This window comes from Aquimarina litoralis (genome assembly GCF_019295435.1).
Classification (GTDB): Bacteria; Bacteroidota; Bacteroidia; order Flavobacteriales; family Flavobacteriaceae; genus Aquimarina; species Aquimarina litoralis_A.
In genome coordinates this window covers 137,416-156,682 of record NZ_WEKL01000006.1, presented here as the reverse complement: position 1 = coordinate 156,682, position 19,267 = coordinate 137,416, and the positions used below count along the sequence as shown (strand labels likewise).

Annotated in this window: 13 protein-coding genes; 2 read left to right on the top strand and 11 right to left on the bottom strand. The window is 32.5% G+C overall.

The window, feature by feature from the left end; all coding sequences use genetic code 11:
* The coding region (locus GBO31_RS05285) for a starch-binding protein (RefSeq protein ID WP_219007278.1) at window positions 1–1,092 on the top strand (1,092 nt) is incomplete at its 5' end.
* Between the two features lie 206 nt (window positions 1,093–1,298).
* Here the strand turns inward: GBO31_RS05285 and GBO31_RS05280 are convergent.
* The 10 genes from GBO31_RS05280 to GBO31_RS05235 form a co-directional block, all read right to left on the bottom strand.
* On the bottom strand, window positions 1,299–2,660 hold the full coding sequence (locus GBO31_RS05280; protein ID WP_219007277.1) for a RagB/SusD family nutrient uptake outer membrane protein: 1,362 nt from the start codon (window positions 2,658–2,660) through the stop codon (window positions 1,299–1,301).
* Window positions 2,661–2,671: 11 nt separating this feature from the next.
* Window positions 2,672–5,680: a SusC/RagA family TonB-linked outer membrane protein gene (locus tag GBO31_RS05275; RefSeq protein ID WP_219007276.1), complete on the bottom strand. Its 3,009-nt coding sequence runs from the start codon at window positions 5,678–5,680 to the stop codon at window positions 2,672–2,674.
* Between the two features lie 776 nt (window positions 5,681–6,456).
* A complete protein-coding gene (locus GBO31_RS05270; RefSeq protein ID WP_219007275.1) occupies window positions 6,457–7,923 on the bottom strand; it encodes a helix-turn-helix domain-containing protein in 1,467 nt (488 codons plus the stop codon).
* 331 nt (window positions 7,924–8,254) lie between these two features.
* Window positions 8,255–9,028, bottom strand: coding sequence for a nucleoside triphosphate pyrophosphohydrolase (gene mazG / locus GBO31_RS05265; protein WP_219007274.1), 774 nt, complete (start codon window positions 9,026–9,028; stop codon window positions 8,255–8,257).
* 144 nt (window positions 9,029–9,172) lie between these two features.
* The gene (locus GBO31_RS05260; protein WP_219007273.1) at window positions 9,173–10,615 is read right to left on the bottom strand and encodes a hypothetical protein; all 1,443 of its coding nucleotides are present in this window, start codon (window positions 10,613–10,615) and stop codon (window positions 9,173–9,175) included.
* A gap of 20 nt (window positions 10,616–10,635) precedes the next feature.
* On the bottom strand, window positions 10,636–11,379 hold the full coding sequence (locus GBO31_RS05255; protein WP_219007272.1) for a glycosyltransferase family 2 protein: 744 nt from the start codon (window positions 11,377–11,379) through the stop codon (window positions 10,636–10,638).
* Window positions 11,380–11,417: 38 nt separating this feature from the next.
* Window positions 11,418–12,362: an NAD(P)H-dependent flavin oxidoreductase gene (locus GBO31_RS05250; protein ID WP_219007271.1), complete on the bottom strand. Its 945-nt coding sequence runs from the start codon at window positions 12,360–12,362 to the stop codon at window positions 11,418–11,420.
* Window positions 12,362–13,981: a S8 family serine peptidase gene (locus tag GBO31_RS05245; protein ID WP_219007270.1), complete on the bottom strand. Its 1,620-nt coding sequence runs from the start codon at window positions 13,979–13,981 to the stop codon at window positions 12,362–12,364. Before GBO31_RS05245 ends, GBO31_RS05250 begins: the two co-directional genes overlap by 1 nt.
* Before the next feature lie 29 nt (window positions 13,982–14,010).
* On the bottom strand, window positions 14,011–15,198 hold the full coding sequence (gene mnmA, locus GBO31_RS05240; RefSeq protein WP_219007269.1) for a tRNA 2-thiouridine(34) synthase MnmA: 1,188 nt from the start codon (window positions 15,196–15,198) through the stop codon (window positions 14,011–14,013).
* A 141-nt stretch (window positions 15,199–15,339) separates the two neighbouring features.
* Window positions 15,340–16,029, bottom strand: coding sequence for a toxin-antitoxin system YwqK family antitoxin (locus tag GBO31_RS05235; RefSeq protein WP_219007268.1), 690 nt, complete (start codon window positions 16,027–16,029; stop codon window positions 15,340–15,342).
* Window positions 16,030–16,283: 254 nt separating this feature from the next.
* On the opposite strand from GBO31_RS05235, the gene GBO31_RS05230 reads away from it, so the two are divergent.
* A complete protein-coding gene (locus GBO31_RS05230; protein WP_219007267.1) occupies window positions 16,284–17,276 on the top strand; it encodes a fasciclin domain-containing protein in 993 nt (330 codons plus the stop codon).
* Between the two features lie 74 nt (window positions 17,277–17,350).
* Here GBO31_RS05230 and yidC read toward each other — a convergent pair whose 3' ends face one another.
* Window positions 17,351–19,237: a membrane protein insertase YidC gene (gene yidC, locus GBO31_RS05225; RefSeq protein ID WP_219007266.1), complete on the bottom strand. Its 1,887-nt coding sequence runs from the start codon at window positions 19,235–19,237 to the stop codon at window positions 17,351–17,353.
* Between the last annotated feature and the right edge of the window lie 30 nt (window positions 19,238–19,267).

Below are 19,267 nucleotides of genomic sequence, written 5' to 3'. Positions count from 1 at the left end.
CCATCTGTATCCATGTCTCCAAATGGAGGATCATTTACTATTGGAGAAACTGTAGATGTGGTATTAAGTGCCACTGATAACTCCTCAAACGGAATTGAAATTTATTATACTATAAATGGAGATGAGCCTTCTTCTTCTTCAATTAGATATACTAATCCTATTGCTGTTACCGCTGATACTACGATAAAAGCAATAGCTTATGATTCGGAAGGGCTATCATCTCAAATAGTAAGTAACTCATTTACCTTTACAGATGGATCATCCGACTCTATGACAATCTATTATAAAGGAAATTTGGGCAATCCACTCATATATTATTGGAACACTACTCCTACTCCAATTTCTGTATCTTGGCCTGGAGTTGCTATGAATCCTATAGGGAATGACTGGTATTCAATTACTTTTGATGGGGTAAGTTGTGCTAATATTATATTTAGCAACAATGGTGTTTCCCAGACACCTGATTTACAAAGATGTGGAGATGGATGGTATTATAATGGAACTTGGTACGATAGTAATCCAGAAGAAAGTCAGGATTTAACTGTATATTTCAAATCAGATTCTTTTACATCACCAACTATTTATTTCTGGAATGCTACACCATCTGGTCTTACAACGAGTTGGCCAGGAGAATCTATGACGGTAAACTCGGATGGTTGGTATAGTTATACATTATCAAATACATCTTGTACAAATCTAATTTTCAGTAATAATGGTTCTTCACAAACGGCAGATCTAAATAGATGTCAGAATGGATGGTACTATAATGGAACTTGGTACGATGAACAACCTAATACGTCTAGATTAAACAATAATTCAGAGGATGATAAATTATCTAGTGAAAACATTAAACTATTCCCAAATCCTCTTAAAGAGAACTCCATATTGCAGTTACAAGTAAAAAATTCAACAAGTCATGTAAAAATAGAGCTTGTGAATGTATACGGTGCCTCTCAAACGATTATTAATAATACAATAAGCGAAGGAATCCATGTATATGAACTTGGCAAGAGATCTTTAGCAAGTGGAATTTATTTTTGTAAGATTACCGTGGATGGTAAATCTTTAACTAAGAAAGTAATAAAAAGATAAAAATTGGAAAGCTTTCCATATAATAAACGCTCACTTTAGTTTCATTTCTAAAGTGAGCGTTTTTATTTATTTAAGCTTGTTGACCATTTATTAAAAACTACCTAGAAAATTATTTTGAAATTTATGAATTCGTACCACTCTACTAGCGAAATTAATTTCAATGTCTATTCCTAGGCAGTTTTAAAAAAGTATAAAAAACTCAACAATTAACTTCCATATCCGGGATTTTGCATCAAATTAGGATTAGCATCTCTTTCTCTTTGTGGAATTGGCATTACCAAAAAGTTATCATCATAATTTAATGTTCCAACGTTACCCTCTAATCGTTTAATGTCATGCAGTGTAAAACCTTCAAAAGCCAATTCTCTTTTACGCTCATCTATAATATCTTGTAATGTAATGGCGCCAAGTGCTACTGCATTTGATCTTCCTCTCAATGCATTAATTTCAGCTAAAGGATCTAACCCTATTGCAGTGGTTAATCTAAAATTAGATTCTGCACGTATTAAATGCATCTCTGCGATTCGTAAAAATGGAATATTTGCAAATTGGGATTGCCATTTGGTGGTAGCTGTTCCTCCTGATGTAGTGTAAAAAAACTGGGATCTTACATCATTAGGATCGTCAAAAATGTCAAAAAATGACGCATTAATGGATACATCTGGATTCCCAGATCTTCCACCAAAAGCTTGCCCTGCCCAAAAGGTATTCATCTGGTTAACACCGTCCTGACTGGTAACCTGCCAAGCAAAAATATCTTCGCTAGAATCCCCATCGTTATTAAATGCAGCACTATAACTAGTAGTTAAAGAATGTCCGCTATTCTGTAAAACATCATTCGCAGCATCTCTAGCTCCTTCATAATTACCTTGCTGCAAATATACTCTTGCTAAAAGCGCTTGAGCGGCATATCTATCTGCAAATACTCCATTTGAATCTGGTAACAAAGTATAGGCACTTTGTAAATCTTGAATTACTCTATCATAAACTTCTTCTACCGTATTTCTTGATGGAGAAGTAATATCTGCAGGATTCAAAATGGCATCTAGCAATATAGGAGCTGCTAGTTGTGTATTTCCACCACCTGCATCATAAGATTGCCCGTACAATCTTGCAAGATCAAAATATGCCAATGCTCGTAAAAATCTTGCTTCTCCTTCTACCCTATTTCTTTCTGATTCATCTTCAAAAACACTCAAATTTGCCAAAACAATGTTAGCTTGATTATTAACTTCATAAGCATTTAACCAATAATCTCTAACGAATGTATTATCTGGCACTAATTGTTTTTCTATTAATTGGGCTGGTTGTTCAAAAGTCCCATTCCATGAAAGATCCGTATCATTTCCCAATAATTCTGAAGCTAAGTTTATTTGTCCTCCATAAGAAACAGCCTGTCCTGCTTCGTCATAAATTCCCGTCAATACATTTTGCAAATTTGCTGGGTTAGAAATTACAATTTCAGGCAACAAACTTTGTTCTGGTTCTAATTCTAGATTGTCTTCACATCCAACAATGGAAACTGTCACTGCAAGCAATACTAATATTTTATATTTTAATATCTTCATAATTTTTTATTTTAAAAATCAATATTTATACCTAAAGTGTACGTTTTAGCTGGAGGTGCTGAATAAAAAGTTTCTCCAACTTGAATATTATTATTCCCGTTAAAATCCGCAGTCGATTCTGGATCATATCCATCATAATCGGTAAATGTTAACAGATTAAATCCAGTAAAATAAACCCTCACACGATCCATATAAAATTTCCTAGTAACATCTTGAGGAATAGTATATCCTAAGGTTAAATTTCTTAACCTAATAAAGTCCGATTCCTGCAAATATCGAGTAGATGCTTGCTGACCATTAGTACTAAATAACCTGGCTTGCGGTACATCTGTGATATCACCTGGTTGTTGCCATCTTCTTAATTGATCTGTTGTTTGATTATCAAAAAATCTAGCATTACCTGATTGGAATCGTCCTGCATTATTGTAAATAGAAGCTCCCCATTCGCCTTGAAAGGTAAAAGAAAAGTCGATTCCCTTATAAGTAATATTGTTTGTTAAACCAGCAATAAAATCCGGATACGGACTACCCGCAATTACTCTTTCAGCCTCATTGAAATTGTTAGTTGTACTTCTGTCGATACTGCCATCAGCATTAACAGTATTTCTTATAAATAATGCATCACCATTGTCAGGATCTGCTCCTGCAAATTCTACTAAATAAAATGATGATACTGTTTCTCCTTCTCTTACAATGTTTCTTCCCGCTATGATATCTCCTCCAGGTAGTTTGGTTACTTCATTATCTATTGTTGATAGATTTAAGGAAGTACTCCAACTTCCATTAGGAGAAACTATATTTTTGGTATTAATAATAAATTCGAAACCTGTATTTTTCATTTCCCCAACATTCCTAGTAATGTTTGGAAATCCAGAAGTACCAGGCACAGGTTCATTTAATAATAAATCATCTGTAGCTTTTTCATAATAATCTATTTCTCCTGATATTCTGTTATTTAGAAAACCAAAGTCTAATCCAAAATCAACCTGTGTTGTTCTTTCCCATTTTAAGGCTGGGTTTCCTAATTGAGTAGGTGCTAACCCTGCTCTTTGATTATATGGAGTACCTTGGAATAAACTTAAACTAGCAAAGTTTCCAATACCTGCGTTACCTGTAATCCCCCAACTTCCTCTTAGTTTCAATAATGAAAGTATTTCTGAGCTATTAAGAAATGATTCTTCTGAAACTATCCATCCAACTGATGCAGCTGGGAACCAACCAAATCTATTTTCATCTCCAAAACGTGAAGAACCATCATATCGCAAACTTGCGTTCACTAAATATTTATTCGCTATAGAAAGATTTACTCTACCAAAGTAAGAAAGAAAGTTGAACCTCGTGCGACTTGATCCTCCAGCTGTAATCTCTGCGGCGCTATTTAGTGTTTGTAAATCATCAGATGGGAAACCTTGTCCTTGTGCAAATTGAACTCTTCTTTGACTATCTTCATAACTCATTCCTAATGTACCTTCCAGATCAAATATATCATTAAAGCTTTTAGTATATGTAAAGTAGTTATTTAGATTATACTTCTCTGTCTGTACCGAATTTACAGTACCAAAACCACCTACTGACGCAGATTGGGTAAGACTTCCAGAGAAACGTTCAGCAACTTGTGATAAAAAATCATATCCTATTTCAGATCTAAAACTCAAATCTGGTAATATTTTATACTCTGCATATACATTCGCCAGAACTCTCCAAATATTGGTCTTAAAACTTCCATTAAATTCTTCTGTTAAGAAATTATAATATTCAGTAGTATCATTATTAGGCGTTACACCATCTGCCAGATATGCAGGAGACAAGGGAGTTTGCGCAATCGCTTGAAGAGGAGTAGCAAATGCGTTATCATTAGAAATCCTATCAATAATAGACTTTGAAATACTAGCATTTGTCCCTACTTTAAATCTTTCGGAAAGATTATGATCTATATTAGTTCTGAAGGAATATCTTTCTAATTGATTTCCTCGTACTATACCATCTGTATTATTATATGCAGTAGACATAAAGAACCTTGTTTTTTCACTACCTCCCGATACGGAAACTCCAAAATCCTGAACTGATCCATCTACCAAAGCTAGTTCTTGCCAGTCTGTATCTACCTCTCCATTTCTCCAATCCAATCCATTGGCATAAAAATCAAATTGTCCTTCTATTCCTGCTTGACTAAACCCAGCATTTAATGCAGATTCTGTTACTAATTCTACATATTGTTCTGCGTTCAGCCAATCTCTTGTATTGGTTGCTGTACTTAAACCATAAGAGGAGTTAATAGAAACTTTAGTTTTCCCTTTTTTACCTTGTTTTGTAGTAATAATAATAACACCATTTGTTCCTCTAGCTCCGTAAATAGCGGCAGAAGAAGCATCCTTAAGTATATCGATAGATTCAATATCATTAGGGTTCAATGCAATAAGAGGGTTAATAGGTGAATTATTAATGGATTCGTCGGCATTAGTAATAGGAATTCCATCTACTACATACAATGGCTCCTGAGAAGAAGAGATTGTAGATACTCCACGAACTCTTACTTTTACTCCTCCTTCTACTTTTCCATTTAACTGTGTTACCTGTACACCTGCTGCCTTACCTGTTAATGTACTTTGCAAACTTGGTGTCGGAATTTCGTTAATTTCGTCAGAAGCGATAGAAGCAATATTTGCTGTAATTTTTCTTTTAGATTGTGTTCCAAATCCAACAACTACGACTTCTTCTAAAGCGCTAACATCTTCTTCTAAAACAACATCTATTTTGTCTTGATTCGTTACTACTATCTCCTTTGTTAGATATCCTAAATAAGAAAACATAAGTGTTTCGCCACTAGCAGCCTCAATAGTATATAGACCATCAAAGTCGCTCTGCGTTCCTCTATTAGTGTCTTTAATAAGAATATTTACACCTGGTAAAGGAATCCCTTTACTGTCCATAATAGATCCAGAAATTGATCTTTGTTGTGCTAATGCAATACTTGATATGAAAAAAACAAGTACCATCAGTTTGTAATGATTTACTTTCATACATAAATTTTTTCAAGATTTATACTCCAATTGTTAGTGTGTACATATAAAAGGAGGCAAGAGTATATTGAAGGCTAACTCAATAATATATTATCAATAAGAAGAAACTACACGATCATTATTGATAATTCTCTTGCCTTTTCTATATGGTTACGATGTAAAGGAAGTTATAGAGTGTAAAAAGATGGGTAAAGCCTATAAACATTTACTTACCCGATAAATTTTTCCCTGTTTACCTATAAAAAAATATAAGCAAAATCAGAAATAACTAACTGAACAACAAAGTTTTAAATCATTAAAAAAGAATTTGAAGAGATGTCCTAAAAAGTTGATTTTGATTTTAATATAGAATATCCCGTAGTATGAAATTCTAGAGTCTATTTCCCCAATAAATTCAAAGATATCTTCAATCATTAATTTTATTTTATGTATGGCTAATAGTATGTTAACATATTCTAATATCTTCTAGAGTCAGTAAAATAAGAAAGGCCAAAGCAGACTTATCATCCACAATGACCTTTCAGTTTGTACAATTAAGAGTACATTTACTTAGATATTGAAATTATAAATGGAGCGTAATAATATCTTAGTGGCTAACTCAGATATTACATAAAATAAAGCTTAAACAAAGTCTATATGGTGATTACCCTCACATTTACAATTACATTGTAAAAGAAGTAATCATAAATAGAACACTGGATAAACCTTATCAAAATTTACCTTTACCGATTTAATTTTACTTTTTCCGAAGAAAATTTACCGTAAATCAATTAAAATTAAGCTACTAATGATTTAATATACTCAGAAGGAGTGATTTGATTATACTTTTTGAAAGATTTATTGAAGGTAACTTTATTATTAAAACCTACTTCATAAGCTATATCAATAATATTGAAGTTTTTGTGTCTTTCTTCTTTCAACAACTCTTTAGCTTCCTCTATTCTATACTTATTAATCAACTCAAAAAAGTTTAGATTAAACTGTTCATTAATAATTTGAGAAGTATTATGTCTTGTGGTATCCATCAATTCCGAAAGTCCTTGTAAGGTAATATCATTTTTTTTGTATACCTTTTCTTCATTCAACAGATACAATAACTTTTGCTTCAATTCTATTGATAAACTTTCCGTAAGTCCTGATTTCACATATTTAGTCGTTGGCACTTTACTTTGAGGCTGTGATTTGATTACTTTAAGACTTCCAAAAATGCTAGGTTGTACAAAAGCAGTATAACTAACGTATAATATGAGTGATGCCATCAGACCTACTTGCATATTGTAAAGAAAACCAAATCTAATGTCGTATATAATCAAAAATCCATAAACACTATAAATCAAAATATAAGCAGAACAAAAAACTACCATATTACGTTGCCATACAAACTTTGTTCTAGATACCTTATGATCTTTAGTTATCGAATTTAGATATATCTTCAATACCAATATACCGTAAACAATTAAGGAAACTAATTTCGTTACTATAATTAAGGTTTCATTTGGAATCACTCCATAGAGTAACATACTTAGTTTCTCCTCTGAAGATTGAAGATAAACTGGCAAGAGAATAAATAGAATCAACAACATCGTCGGAACGAGATGTAGGAGATCATAAATCTTAAAACTATATTTCTGAATTACTCTTTTAAAATAAAAATAAATTAAAGGACCATACACAAAGGAGAATGGTGTAGAAATATATAAAATATGAGGATAGTAATAATGATAATTCGTTAGTAACGAACATACGTGCAATATAAAAAAGGAATGTAGTAGCACAAAAGAGCTCATTAATAGATTAGCTACTTTATCAGACTTTTTTCTAAGATTTAAAACAATAGAAACAAAGAATCCTATCAATCCAGTGTACAAACAGAAAATAGCCCATAAGTTTATTTTCTTTAAATACCTATCAGCCAATTTCTGATAAGAATCGGAGTAGCTTATGTTATCAAAAAAACTATGCCCTACAAAACCAATATCCAAACTCGATTTAATATACCTGTCTATATATCCTACTGCAAGTTCAGGTTCATTCATTTCAGCATATGTAAATGCCAATTTTTGGAAAACTAATAAAGAATCTGCTTTTTTATCTTCAAGACTCTGGAGATATTTATCAATTACTGATCTATAATAATGAACATCATTTTTTTCCTGAGTAGACAAAAATGACGTTTTTTTATTTTCATTAAAACTAACTGTAGCATTCCCGTTCCAACAATATGCAGTGCATGTTGTAAGCATGAATATTAGAATCCCAAATAGGGATATTACGGTATTTTGGTTTGAGTTAGCCACACAATTATTTTTACATAATTATACATCCTAATTTACAACAACTTTTTCATAATTTTTTCATAACAATGGATATCCCGATAATATCTTACTCAAAAAACCAGTAAAATCAAGGGGTTTGGTGTTACAAAAAATTAAAAACAAATATGGAATTACCGTAATATGACGACACATTCACAACAATAACTATACACAAGAAAAGAAAACTATTGTCTTTTTATGGGGAATTTTGAACTATTAAGGCAAATTGAAGAACAATTTTATTAATAAATAGAGACCATTATATTTTTTTAGCCTCTTCCCAAAACACATTCATTTCGGCAAGAGTCATATCCCTCAGGCTTTTATTTTTTTCCATTGCCTTTTTTTCCAAAAATTGAAATCGTTTTATAAATTTCTTATTGGTTCTTTCCAATGCATCTTCAGGGTTTATCTTTAAAAATCTGGCATAATTGATCATAGAAAACATTACATCACCAAACTCTGATTCGATTTTATCCATATCCTGTTTTTCCACTTCATACTGCAGTTCTCCCAGTTCTTCCTCCAACTTTTCAAAAACCTGTTCTGGTTTTTCCCAGTCAAATCCAACTCCTGCAACTTTGTCTTGTATTCTACTTGCCTTTACTAAAGCTGGAAGCGATTTTGGAACTCCTTCTAAAACGCTTTTTTTTCCTTCCTTTAATTTAAGATTCTCCCAATTTCTTTTCACATCATCTTCATCTGTGACCTCTACATCACCATAAATATGAGGATGCCGATTAATTAATTTCTCACATATTTCATTTGCCACATCTGCTATATCAAAGTCTTTTGTTTCACTTCCAATTTTTGCATAAAAAACAATATGTAGTAGCAAATCACCTAATTCCTTTTTAACCTCATCTAAATCATTGTCTAAAATTGCATCTCCCAACTCATAGGTTTCTTCAATAGTTAAGTGCCTTAAAGACTGTAAAGTTTGTTTTCTATCCCATGGACATTGATCTCTTAGTTCATCCATTATGGTTAGTAATCTATCAAAAGCTTTTAACTGATCTGCTCTGGAATTCATCTATTTTGTTTTATTTTAAATGTAATGATAATATGAGGTTCTATGATTTTTCAAAACAAAGGTAATTCTCACTAAAAATTGTATTGAAAACTCCTGGATTAGATTAGTTATTATATATAATTTGATAACTGACAACTCAAGTTTTTAAAAATCATCGGTTCTATCCGACATTCTTCTTTTTCCAATCCATATAAAAACCCCATTCTTACCGAACTTTTTGATTTCCTTATAATTTGCCATTATATCATCATATTCCTTATCACTAACATTATAAATATTAGAATAAAAAACATATTTATTTCTTCCATCAAAAATAGCAAATGATTCCTTTTGGCCATTCAAATCTACATCATCGAAACTAGCAACATTTGGAAAAAATGATGCTACATCTTCAATTAGTATTCCTTGGGTATCTAAAAATTCTTTTCCCTTCAACCTCAAGTCATAATATGGTAAATGTGCTAATGTAGCGTCCCATCCTTGCGAAATTTTTGGCGGATAGATCCAAAAGTTTCCAGAGATAATAAGAGTTGTCCAAATTGTAATTAATATTATTCTCAATTTATGATTTACAAAATCCGAAAACAATATGGTAGCACACATTATCGAAAAAATCAAATATATTGGAATTAAATACCTATTTGCTAAAAGTCCTTTAGCCCACAACATATTTAATGGTAAAATTATAACAAGACAACCAAAGAAGAATGCTACCCTTTTGATATAGTCAGATGTAAACATCTGTTTTCTATATTTTAAAAATAGAATGAAAAACACTAGCCATATTCCTATTCGACCAAAATCCAATATTCTCCAACCTAAAACAGCAATATTAAAAAGTACTCCTCGTAATCCAACACTAGCAAAACTACCACTCCACGGAGAATCTTCATGAAACCCAATCCATCCTTTCTCTCGAAAATGAATCCAACTGTAGGTTATAAAAATTAAAAATGCTGGTATATAGATCACACTTCTTCTTAGCAGATTGTAAAAAAGTGATTTAAATGATTTTCTAAATAGCATATTGTTATATAAATCAAAAATCAAAACACACACGGATAACATCATTCCTCTCATGCTTGTTAAAAAGAGAAAAATTATAGCTATTGATAATATAATTTTCTTGTTGTCTAAAACAGAGTTTACAGCTAATAAAAAGAAAAACAACAACACAATATCTGGCGATATCAATAACATTTGGCTCATGATAGAAGGATCTATCAACACTAAAATAAAAGCAATTGCTATATATTTACTAGAAATAAATTTATGGAGTAACTTGAATAATTGATAAATAACACCAAAGCCAAATGGTAACATTGCAATGTGACTTACCCACAGGCTCCTACCAAAGAGTTTCCAAAACATTGCGATATAAGCTCCAAAAGCTGGAATATGTCCACTATCTATGTAATCGGGAAGTAATAGAACCGAAAAATTTGTTGTGAAATAATGATTTGCATGCTTAGAACCTAATTGGACTGTATCCCAAAAAAAGGCGTTATTGGCATTGAATATTACTGAAACAAAAAAAATAACACTGCTTAAGAATACTGGCCAATATGTTTTTATGTTCTTATTCAAAAGAAAAGATGTGGTTCACATTATTTTTTAAATATTTCATTTTTTACCCCAATATTTTTAGCTAAAAAATATTGAATGGAAGTTCGTAAAACTCCAAGACCATAAGTGACACTGCGCTTAAAATTTATAGAAGAAGCTTCTTCAAAATATTTTGTTGGACAGGTTATTTCTGCAATTTCATATCCTTCATAAAAAATCTGTGCAAGCATTTGATTGTCAAAAACAAAATCATCAGAGTTTTTTTGAAAAGCGATATCCATTAATACAGATGAAGAGAACGCACGATAACCCGTATGATATTCTGATAACTTTTGATTCATTAAAATATTCTGAGTCAAAGTTAAAACTCGATTCGAAACATATTTATAAAATGGCATTCCCCCATTCAATGCTCCTTTTCCTAATATTCTAGACCCCAAAACAACGGGATATACATCATTAGCGATTAAATAACACATGGAATGCAGTAGTTTTGGAGTATACTGATAATCCGGATGTAACATTACCACAATGTCTGCTCCAAGTTCAAGTGCTTTGTTATAGCAACTTTTTTGATTTCCTCCATATCCAAGATTTTCTTCGTGTTTGATGATATGTTTTATTCCAATTTCCTGAGCTATTTGGTATGTCTTATCGGTACTATTATCATCTACCAAAACAATTTCATCAACGATATCTAATGGTATTTCGTTATAAGTCTTAAGTAGTGTTTTTTCAGCATTATATGCTGGCAAAACTATAATCACTTTCTTATTAAATATCACTTTCTATGTATTTCAAAACTGGAGATAATTGAGTAAACCTAAAGTACAATTTCTGACATATCCTGCTTTACTCTGTCAAAATCTGCAATTATATCCTTTATAATATTAGCTACTGGCTTTATTTCATGAATCAAACCAGATACTTGTCCTATTTCTAATTCTCCTTCTATCAGATCTCCCTCAAACATTCCTCTTTTTGCTCTAGCTCGTCCTAATAAACCTTTTAATTCTTCTATGGATGGTCCTTTAGCATATAGCTCCATAACATCCTGATAAAATTTATTCTTTAATAATCTTACAGGTGCTAGTTCCTTTAAAGTAAGTTGTGTATCTCCTTCCTTAGCATCTACGATCATTTGTTTAAAATCCTCATGAGAAGATGCTTCCTCACTTGCTACAAATCGACTACCAATCTGGACTCCATCTGCTCCCAACGCCATAACAGCGTACATAGATGCTCCAGTAGCAATTCCTCCTGCTGCAATCAATGGAATATTGATTTTCTCTTTAACCATAGGTATTAAAGCCAAAGTAGTTGTTTCATCTCTTCCATTATGCCCTCCTGCTTCAAAACCTTCGGCAACTACTGCATCAACTCCTGCATCCTGAGCTTTTAAAGCAAACTTCAAACTACTTACTACGTGGACTACCGTTATTCCTTTTGACTTCAAAAAAGAAGTATATGTTTTAGGGTTTCCTGCTGAAGTAAACACAATTTTTACTCCTTCTTCAATAATAATTTCAATAATTTCCTGAAGATTTGGGTACAACATGGGAACGTTGACTCCAAATGGTTTATCAGTCGCTTTCCTGCATTTTTGAATATGTTCACGTAAAACGTTCGGATACATTGAACCTGCTCCTATAAGTCCCAAACCACCTGAATTACTAACTGCACTTGCAAGTTTCCAGCCACTTGCCCAAATCATTCCTCCTTGAATGATTGGATATTGAATTTTGAAAAGGTCTTTAACTCTATTCATTAGTTTTTTGATATCTTCAATATATGACGTGAAGTATCTGAAATCATTTCTACTACATATAAACCAGTTGATAGGTTATCTAACGAAATTGCATTTATGTCTTTTAATGTTTCAGACTTCACTATTTTTCCTTCAGCTGTAAAAATCCGAATTTTAAGTGATTTAGTAGCTGTAACATCAAAAAATAATTTATCATTAACTGGATTTGGATAGACTCTTATACCTTCCAACTCATTTTCATTTACAGATAAACTTTGAACTATGTTTTTAAAATTTGGTATTCCATAGCCTAGTTGATCTGTTGGATTAGTGTATAGGGATGAAGATTCTCTTATTAATTGCATAATTTCTGCATTCGTCATAGAAGGAAATGCTTGCCATAAACATGCTACAGCTCCTGCCATGATTGGGGAACTAAAGGAAGTACCATTACTCACTGAAACCGTATTATTAGGTCTAATTACTGCAGCACTTTGCCCTCTAGCCACTACATCCGGTTTGATTCGGTTATCAGCTGTAGGTCCTCTAGAGCTAAAGGAAGCATAATTTCCAGAAGAATTAACTGCTCCAACTGTTAGCACTCCAGGTGCATCTCCCGGAGATGTAATAATACCCCAACTATTATTTCCAGAGTTTCCTGCAGATGATACTAAAAGCATTCCTTTTTCGAAAGCTATATTAGCTCCTCGAGAAATAAAAGTGGTTTGTCCATCCATATCAGAAGTAGTATACTCATAGGCCGCATTATCAAAACCATTAGAATATCCAAGTGATGTATTAATAACATCTACACCTAAGCTATCAGCTCTTTCTGCTGCTTCAACCCACAAAGACTCTTCTTTTGGCCCTTCTGTAGCTACATCTTCTGTTATAAACAGATAATAGTTTGCATCTGGTGCTGTTCCTACAAATTGTCCATCAATAAAGCCTGCAATATCACTAAAGGTTTGTGTTCCATGAGAACTCCCTGAAAAGGCAAATTCATTATCATCTCGTCTTACAAAATCGTAACCATCTAATATTCTTCCATCATCTCTAGCACGTTTAAATCCATCTATAGTATTCACACCAGGAAAACCAGAATCCATTACTGCGATCGTCATTCCGGTTCCTGTATAATCAATCTCATGAAGGTATTCAGCATTTAACTGCTCGATTTGTTGAGCTGCACTTCCATAATCAAATGATGTTTTCGCTTCAAATTTATTATTTACCGAAGTATAACTACCTTTTCTTCGAGGTTTAATTTTAGTGTTATCCAACGAATTATCTGCAAAGTCTATGCTACTAACAAAACTTAAGCTCAATAAATTATCAATATTTGTCTTATTTCCTCTTACATATACACAATTAAACCATTTTGACTTCGCTAACACTGTTATTCCAGCCGTATTTTTAAGTTGCGTAATATAATTTTCATTTACTGGAACGTCCTTTTCGTCAATAGCAACATTATGACGCGCTTTACGATCGATTGATTTTTGAGTTAATATAGAAATAGGATTTGCAATGGAACTTGCCACATTTTCTTTATCTGCAAAATAGATCCATGCATCTTCAGTTTGTGCAATACATACCTGAACACACAAAAAGGTGATTAGAGTAATTATGTTTTTCATTTGTTGAGTAACTTTAAAAGCTCCTCAAGTTACGAAATTACTCCCGATCCTACTAATTCATCTTCTATGTACCAAGCAACAAATTGTCCTTCGGTAATAGCACTTTGAGGATTATCGAAAACAATATACATACCAGTATCCACTTGATGTAATGTAGCTTTATCCAAAGGTTGGCGATAGCGTATTCTAGCCATGACATCTAATTCTTGGTCAACTGATAAAGAAAGGTCTGGTCGTACCCAATGCAACTCTTCATTACTAATAAAAAGTGCTCTCCTATATAATCCTGGATGAGCTTTTCCTTGCCCAGTATAAATTATATTCGTTTCCACATCTGTTTCAATAACGAATAATGGCTCTGGAGTACCTCCTACTGCCAACCCTTTACGTTGACCTTTGGTATAATAATGTGCCCCTTGATGTTTACCTACTACTTTTCCATCGTTAACATCATATGTATACTTTGAAGACAAAAATTCTAACTTTTCTTGTTTAGTGTTGAAATCCGGTTCCACTTGATGATACATTTCTTCAGTAGAAGGTATTTCGACAATATCACCTTGTTTAGGTTGTAATTTTTGTTGAAGAAATTCTGGTAATCTTACTTTTCCAATAAAGCAAAGCCCTTGAGAATCTTTTTTATCAGCAGTAATTAAGTTTTGTTCTTTTGCAATTTCTCTTACTTCTGGCTTTAATAATTCCCCAACTGGAAACAATGTTTTTGCTAGTTGCTCCTGAGATAACTGACATAAAAAGTAAGATTGATCTTTATTAAGGTCTTTTCCTGCAAGCAGACGATGAACTTCCTTATCATCTTTTACAATAGTATCTTTTCTACAATAATGACCTGTAGCTACATAATCAGCTCCTAATGACAATGCGATTTTTAAAAAAACATCAAACTTAATTTCTCGATTACAAAGAACATCAGGGTTAGGTGTTCTTCCTCTTTCATATTCATTGAACATATAATCTACAATACGTTCTTTATACTCTTCGCTTAAATCTACTGTCTGGAAAGGTATTCCTAATTTCTCGGCTACTAGTAACGCATCGTTACTATCGTCTAACCATGGACACTCATCAGAGATAGTTACAGAATCGTCATGCCAATTTTTCATAAAAAGGCCAATCACCTCATATCCTTGTTGTTTTAAAAGATATGCTGCTACACTAGAATCTACTCCTCCCGACAAGCCAACTACAACCCTTTTCATTAGTTCTTTTTTTTATTCTTCTTTGATAAAATATTAGAAATTCGTTTACATTTAAATTGTTTGCAAAAATAACAAATAAAAAAAGTAATGCAGATGCATTACTTCAAGGTTTTCTCTATGTATCGATTTCAAAACTTTATACTACGATCCATTTTTACCTATTGGAAATTGTTTCTGTTCCATTAGTTTTCCATCTTCATAATATTTCCAAATTCCATCTTTACGATCTCTTTTATAATTCCCTTCAATTTTCACTTTTCCATTAGGGTCATAATACTTTGTAATTCCATGTAATTGATCATTTACATAAGTAAACTCCTTTAGCAAAATACCTTTTTCTGAATATACAATACGCTTCCCTTGCCTTTCCCCATTATTATAAATAGTCTTTTCAGTAAGTTGACCATTTTCAAAATATGTTTTCTGTTCTCCATGAAGTTTTCCAAGTTCATATTCTTCGGTCATCATAATTTTAGTAGATCCTCTATGATAATATTTCCATATTCCTACACGATCTTTTCCTATCATCTTACCTTCACTAATCACTTTTCCCCTTGCTGTAAAGTACTTTACTTGAACACTATCATTCTCTTTAGAAAATATTTTGATTGCAGTAGGAACTTTCCCACTATTAGGTTTGTAAAACTTAAATTCTCCTATTTCTTTACCATGATCAAAAGTACCTTCATATCTAATTTGATTACTATTTTCATACTTTTTTTGCCACTTCCCATGTCTTTTACCATCCGAATCAAAAGCATTAAATTCTTGAGCATATCCTGTATTCATAAAGTAAATACAGCACAGAAACAACATATATATATTTCGCATAGTATTATCTAATTTTAACAAACCTTTTTATCCAAAAAGTGTACCAAATATCATATAAAATCATGTCTAAAGATTAGGTATTATATTTTCCAATCCTAAATGACTTACAAAAAAAACATTAAAATTTCCAAAAAAACAACCTTCAAATATTAAAAACAACCTTTGTTAACTTATGTTTAACTAATTATTAAAAATATAAAAAATTAATACCTCGTTGAATTCTATGAACAAATTAACTTTTAAAACTCAAAAACATGAAAATTATTTCAAAAATTATGTGCGCTTTGATTTGTACAGTGCTCATTTCTTCAACTTTTTCTTGTGGTAGTGACGATGATGGAAATATTATTATTCCTACTGAGAACATTGTAACCATAGCTTCAGGAGATACCGATTTATCACTTTTGGTAACGGCTCTTGCAGCTGCTGATGGCGACTTAGTATCTGTATTAAACGGAACTGGACCATTTACTGTATTAGCACCAACAAATGCAGCAATGGAAGCTTTTCTAACTGCTAACAATTATGCAGATATCAATGAGATTCCTACTGATGAATTACAACAGATATTACTAAATCATGTAATTCCAGGTCAGATCACCTCAGCTTCATTAATAAGCAATGGTTCAGGATATGAGCAAACTTCTTCAACTATGGGACCAGACGGAACGTCCTTAAGCATCTATTTTAATGCAACCAATGGTGTTGTTTTTAATGGTACATCAACCGTAAGTTCTGCTGATATTTCGGCTTCAAATGGTATCATTCATAAAATAGATACAGTTATTGGATTTCCTGATCTTACTACCTTTGCTACTGCGGATCCAAATTTATCGAGATTATTAGAAGGATTAACTGCCTACAGTTTTGACTATGTTACTACGCTGCAAGGTGACGGTCCGTTTACTGTTTTCGCTCCAACTAATGCAGCTTTTGAGGATCTATTAGCAACAAATCCCGATTGGAACGCGCCTGCGGATATTGATGAAACTACACTTGAAACTGCTTTAAACTTGCATGTAATTCCAAATGCTAATGTTAGAGAAGCTGATCTTACAGATGGGGAAGTCGCTACAATAGCAGGACAAATTAGTATTGACGCTACTGCAAAAACAGTTTCTGATGGTGCGGATCCTGCAAATGTGAGTACTATTACTTCAACTGACATTCAGACTACAAATGGTGTGATCCATTTGATTGATAAGGTTCTATTAATGCCAATCTTAATGTCAAGAAGTGGAAATTAAATAAAAAAAAATCTTCTATAAAAAAATCCCAGTTTTCAAAAACTGGGATTTTTTATTTGGATGACATACGAATCCTATTTCTTTTTCATTTTTTGTTGTTGTTCTGCTTGTTCCATCAATTCTTTCATCTTTTTCTGGAACTTACCTTGTTTCTTAGGCTTTTTCTTATTTTCCTGAATTTTTGCATGAATCTTATCTTCATCAATGATTACATTCTTAATTACTAACATGATACCAATAGTAATTAGGTTAGAAATAAAATAATACAGTGATAATCCACTTGCATAGTTATTAAAGAATATTAACATCATCAAAGGTGATAAATACATAATAAACTTCATATTAGGCATTCCAGGTTGCTGTTGTTGCATGGTTTGACCAGTAGTCATCATCATATAAATGAATATCGCAATGGAAGCCAAAATCGGGAATAAACTGATATGATCTCCATAAAACGGAATTTCAAATGGAAGTTTCGCAATCGTATCATAACTAGATAAGTCATCAGCCCACAAAAAGCTTTTCTGTCTTAAATCAAATGCACTTGGGAAGAAGTTAAATAAAGCATAAAACACAGGAATCTGCATCAAAGCTGGTAAACAACCACTCATCGGACTTGCTCCTGCTTTGCTATAAAGCGCCATTGTTTCCTGTTGCTTTTTCATGGCATTATCCTTGTACTTCTCATTGATCTCCGTAATTTCAGGGCGCAAAATTTTCATTTTAGCCTGAGAAACATATGATTTGTAAGTTACTGGAGATAGTACAATTCTAACCACAATAGTCATTACTATAATTGCAATTCCATAAGGCAAGAAACCACTTAGCAGACTAAAAAATGGGATAAACAAATATCTATTAATCACTCCGAATATCCCCCATCCAAGAGGTACAATTTCATCTAGATTACGATCATAAGAACTTAAAATTTTATAATCTGTAGGACCATAATACCAGTCCATATTATAACTTAATTCTCCTCCATTCAATTCTAAAGGCACAGAAGCTGCAAACTCCTTAGTAACCTTTATATCTTTATCATCAAGTTCGCTGGTATTTGCAATATTCTTCGAAGCAAACGTACCAGTTTTAAACGGAGTATCTGTCAATAAAACAGATGTAAAAAAGTGTTGCTTAAACCCTATCCACGTAACATTTTCTTCTTTTTCTTCTGCAAAATCTCCTTGTCCGGTATAATCATCTTTTCCTCCATCATATTCAAAAAGAATTTCTGTATAACGATTTTCATAAGATGCACTTTTCGCCTGTCTTATCGCTTGTAATTTCCAGTCAAGGTTTACTGGTTGACTGCTATTAAAAACTTGCTGTAATCCCTGAGATCGAATCGTGAAATCCAACATATAGTCATTAGGTTTCATCTCATATCGATACTCTAAAAACTGAGAATCAGAAACTTTCCATTTCATTGACAAAACAGTATTCTCTCCATTTTTAGTCAATGATGGTTCGAAAAATAAGTCTCTAGTGTTTAAAATTCTATTATCTGTAGTACCAAAATTCAGATTAAAAGATGCATTCTTTCCATCTTTTATTAAATATAGAGGAACAGAATCATACGTTTTGAAGTTTTTAAGCAATGCCTCTTCAATATATCCTCCTTTATTATTAATTTTTAAACTAAGTACCTCATTTTCTATGGTAGTAAGTTTATCAACTGCTGATGGTAAGCTTGCCGAATATGCAACAACTCCTAATTCTGATTTTGCTGCGACCATAGCTAAAGAATCCTTTGGGTTTACCGCCACGGCTTTACTTTCTGGAACAAAATCAGTCTTTGCATTATCTTCTGTTTTTTGTTGTGCTTCAACTTGTTCTTGTTCTGCTTTTTTGGCCTCTATTTCTTCTTGAGTTGGTTTATTTGCGTAAAACATCCACGCAAAAATTCCAAAAATCAGTATAAATCCAATTACTGTATTAAGGTCAAATTTCTTTTCTTCCATTGATTTGTATATAAAAAAACTAGTGTATGA